Below are 4,329 nucleotides of genomic sequence, written 5' to 3'. Positions count from 1 at the left end.
CAACAAGTTCATGAACTTGTTGTGCCTTTTTAATGTGACTCAAACTTCTGATAATCATCAGTTATGTTAAACTCTAACAAAAACTAAATTATCAGAAGAATTATCTAGGGTATTAAACATAGGTAAATCAATTTTCTATCGCCAATAGTATAAACATCATCCATATTAATCTGAAGATAGCTACATAATTCTTTAACAGCATAGCCTTTATTTGTATAAGGCGCCATAAACTCTATTAAATATGGTTTGTTTTGAGGTTTCTATGTTTAATCATTTAATTTTTCATTATATAAATCGAATAATTATAAAAAGTCATCATACTTTTTATTTTTTAAAAATATTTGAAAATTTAATAGTAATCCAATTATAAGATCAAATATCATTATCATTATAATCAAGGCAACTATAATCACTGTGACACTCGTTACATAACAAGCTAGTAATCTCCAGATAAAATTGACATTTTCACCAATTCCATAACTTAACATATTACAAAGTAGTAAAAGAATAATAATACCTATACTGTAAATTAAAATTGTCAGTGTATATTTTTTAATAACTCTATTAGGAAACAATAGTTCATCTATTAGGTTCTTTTTCACCAGTATCTCTCGTTCAATTCTATCTTTGTCACAGATTTTGATTTTACTATTTTTTATTTTTTCCTCTAATAAAATAACCTCGAACGATCTGCTAATTTTTAATAAATATGCAGGAAAAGCTAATGTTAAGCATAATGTAATTAATTCATTTACATTGTTCATGTAACTTATAAAATAGATGAAAGTTGCTACTAGTGCTCCTAAAAATATAGTTATATTAAGTTCTACATCAAATATTTTAAAAATATCTGCTCTATTCATCAGTTAATCATCCTTTCAAGGTTTATTAATACTAATAAATTATTAGATATAGGTATATCATATTATTAATTTAAGAAATTGTCTTTTATAATTTTACTTAATAATAAAAAAGTAGAACCATTTAAAATTAATGGTTCTACTTTTTAACTATTACTAATTTTAAAAATAAACTAATCTACAATATCTAAAAATATATGTTTAGTACTATTTTTGTTTAGTTATATCAAGTGATTTGGGAATTAACAAATAGACAACTATTGAAATGATAATCATGATAATCCCACCTACTAAAGCAGTTGCTACAAAAGCATCATTAAATGATGTTACAGCCTCGTTTGCAAGCTGTTTTATCCCCGTAGCTTTAGCTACTTCGACAGCGCCCACTACAGATTCTTCAGCTACATGAGCTAAATCTCCAACTATACCTTTTGATGAAAAAGATGAAATATCTAAAAATACACGATAAAGCATAGAAGATAGGCTACCAAGTACTGCTACACCAAAAACATTTCCAAGGTCATACATAGACTCTTCAACAGCAGCTGCATTACCTGCTTTTGATGTAGGTGTTTCTAACATTATTAGAGCAGATGCAACTGCTAGTGAAGCCATACCAGCTCCAACTAAAATTAATGCTAAAGCCATTGTAGAATATGATAATGGATGACCAAAGAAATACATAATAAACATGCCAATGGCTGCAATTCCAATTCCGGAAGGTAACACTATTTTCGGTCCAAATCGCGCCGCTAATCCGGGTGCAATTGGTGCAAACACCATATCTCCTATTGCCATAGGTAATAGGTATAAGCCAGCTTTAAAAGGAGAAAGTTCTTCCACAACCTGTAACCATTGTGAAGCTAATAACAAAACAGATGCCATTGCAAACATTGTCATAAATGCAGCAATTGTACCAGCTGAAAATGATCTCTTTTTAAAAAGTCTTACGTCTAACATTGGATCAGAACTTGATAAATTACGTTTAACAAATATCACTATCATGGTAATTGCTAATACTATTACAACCCATGGAATAATATCTGCTAGTCCTTCTTTTGAAAATTCTTTGATACTCCATACCAGTCCAATCATGCCTGCAATTGATAAAATTGTAGAAGGAATATCCCACGAGTGAGACTTTTCTTTTGATAACTTAGACTCTGGTAATAAAAATAAACCTGCTACAACTGCTATTATCGCAAACGGTACATTAATTAAAAATGCCGAGTGCCATGAAAATTGCTCAAGTAAAGCTCCTCCGATAATTGGTCCAAAAACAGCACCTATCGATGAAGCGATTGACCATACAGCTAATGCAGTGGCCCTTTCTTTAGGGTTTTCAAAAATTACTCTTATCATTGAAAGAGTAGTTGGCATTATTAAAGCACCTGCAATACCAAGTAAAAATCGAATAGCTATTACGAACTCTGCACTTTCTGCGAAAAATATAGCTAATGAAACGAGGCCAAATAAAGCAAATCCAGTTAATAATGCTTTTTTTCTTCCCCATTTATCAGCAAAGGCACTCAATGGAATTATAAAGCCAGCTAAAACAAGAGAGTATATATCAACTATCCATAACTGTTGGGTACCAGAAGGCTCTAACTCTCTTACTAATTCCGGTAAAGCCATAATTAATATTGTCATATCCATTGTAACAACAAACAAACTAACAGCTAATACTACTAGTGCAGTCCATCTTTTTTTTGATGTCATCATATCAGTAGTTTTTGTAAAAAATGAAATCATTTAAGTTCCCTCCAATCCTTATAGACCGTGCGATCGGTCTATAAGGATTGTAATCTATTTTTTTACATATTACAACAAAAAATCTTGCGAAATTTAAATGGCTGTATTGTGTTATACAATTATTCTTTGAATTTTTTGTGCTATCATTGATAGTACTTAATACTCATTAAAGGCGTGATGAACTTGAAAGATAAAATACTAGGTGTCGCAAAGGAATTATTTATAAAAAATGGATATAATGCCACTACTACTGGAGAAATTGTTAAATTATCAGAAAGTAGTAAAGGGAATCTTTATTATCACTTTAAAACAAAAGAAAATCTATTTTTAGAAATTTTAAATATAGAAGAATCTAAATGGCAAGAACAGTGGAAAAAGGAACAAATCAAATGTAAAACTAATAGAGAAAAATTTTATTTATATAATGAACTATCTTTAACAACCGAATACTATTATCCACTTCAAAACGCAATAATTGAATTTTGCACTGAATATTATAAAACTAATAGCATTAATGAAAAAATGAATAAATTAGAAAACAAATATATAGATGCTTATCATGTAATTTTTAAGGAGGGTAATTTAAATGGCGAATGGTGTATTAATGATGTTAATGCTGTTAGTAAAATAGCAGCAAACGCTGTTAATGGAATTGTTACCTTTACACATGAACAAAATATTAATGAAAGAATTAAACTTATGAACAAGTTCTCTCAAATTTTTTTAAATGGACTTAGTAAATAATTATATATATATTCTTGAAATACCAATAAATATTATTTCTAAATTACGTTCGTTTTTAAGACAAAATTTCAATAGTACTACACAAAAGGAGAGTGCGAATTCGCACTCTCTTTTCTTGTCTTATTATTAGAATCTCATAATAGATGAATAACATATAATTTAGGACGCTGTGAGAAGATCTCATTTGCATTAACAATCCATTTATCAAGATAATCCCTTACCATTTTTAATTCTATAAACTGTCTGTCTTGTGATATTAACCTCTTTCGCAATCTTACTAATTGCTTTGCCTTCTTCTAACATTTCAACAACACGATGGTAGATAATACGTTTTTGAGGATCTTTAGCATTAGGTGAATATAGTAAAGGGCGTCCTTTATACACACCTTTTTCTTTCGCAACTTGAATACCTTGTGCTTGTCTACGTTTACTTTCATTTCGTTCTTGTTCTGAAACCATTGCTAAGATTTGAACGATTAAATCTTTCATAAATTTATCTAATAGTGGATTACCAATCACTTCATTCATCATAGGTAAACTAGTAATCATCAATTGAACTTCTTTATCCTTTAAATAATTAACTGTGTTAATCACTTCATCATAATTACGACCTAAGCGATCAATCGATTCTACTACAAATCTATCGCCCATTCTCACAAAGTTAAGTGCTTCTTGAAATACGGGTCTATTTTCTACTGACTTTCCCGATTGTTTCTCTGTAAATATTTTCTCTACGCCAAATGTTTTCAAATTATCTAGCTGTCTCTCTAAATTCTGATCTACCGAAGATACTCTTGCATAACCTATAATCATTCATTTTCACTCCACAATTAATATACACCCTAATCATACGTTTAAGTTATTATAAATTCAATAACTCTCTTTGTATGATTAGGGTGTATCCTGTCTAATTTTTATCTTTCTTAAAATTTAGTAATATTATTTATCTTTATTTTCTTGGTTATTTAACTTA

At 29.4% G+C, this 4,329-nt stretch carries 4 protein-coding genes and 1 pseudogene; 1 reads left to right on the top strand and 4 read right to left on the bottom strand.

What is annotated here, in order from left to right; genetic code table 11:
* Positions 1-104: 104 nt before the first annotated feature.
* The 3 genes and pseudogenes from HMPREF2881_RS12145 to HMPREF2881_RS00955 form a co-directional block, all read right to left on the bottom strand.
* Positions 105-239: pseudogene (locus tag HMPREF2881_RS12145) on the bottom strand (HAD hydrolase family protein); the annotation flags it as partial.
* Positions 240-302: 63 nt separating this feature from the next.
* Positions 303-863 (bottom strand): hypothetical protein, encoded by a 561-nt coding sequence (locus tag HMPREF2881_RS00960; protein WP_001077893.1) that lies wholly within the window; start codon positions 861-863, stop codon positions 303-305.
* A gap of 204 nt (positions 864-1,067) precedes the next feature.
* Positions 1,068-2,612 (bottom strand): quaternary ammonium compound efflux MFS transporter QacA, encoded by a 1,545-nt coding sequence (locus HMPREF2881_RS00955; protein WP_000622776.1) that lies wholly within the window; start codon positions 2,610-2,612, stop codon positions 1,068-1,070.
* 177 nt (positions 2,613-2,789) lie between these two features.
* On the opposite strand from HMPREF2881_RS00955, the gene qacR reads away from it, so the two are divergent.
* The gene (qacR, locus tag HMPREF2881_RS00950) at positions 2,790-3,356 is read left to right on the top strand and encodes a multidrug-binding transcriptional regulator QacR (RefSeq protein WP_001832666.1); all 567 of its coding nucleotides are present in this window, start codon (positions 2,790-2,792) and stop codon (positions 3,354-3,356) included.
* 204 nt (positions 3,357-3,560) lie between these two features.
* Here the strand turns inward: qacR and HMPREF2881_RS00945 are convergent, their stop codons facing one another.
* Complete coding sequence (locus tag HMPREF2881_RS00945; protein WP_000583537.1) at positions 3,561-4,169, bottom strand: recombinase family protein; 609 nt, start codon at positions 4,167-4,169, stop codon at positions 3,561-3,563.
* Positions 4,170-4,329: the final 160 nt, after the last annotated feature.

It is taken from the genome of Staphylococcus sp. HMSC057A08 (assembly GCF_001812925.1).
Taxonomy (GTDB): domain Bacteria; phylum Bacillota; class Bacilli; order Staphylococcales; family Staphylococcaceae; genus Staphylococcus; species Staphylococcus hominis.
The sequence above is the reverse complement of the archived record's forward strand: the minus strand, read 5'-3'. Positions and strand labels throughout refer to the sequence as shown.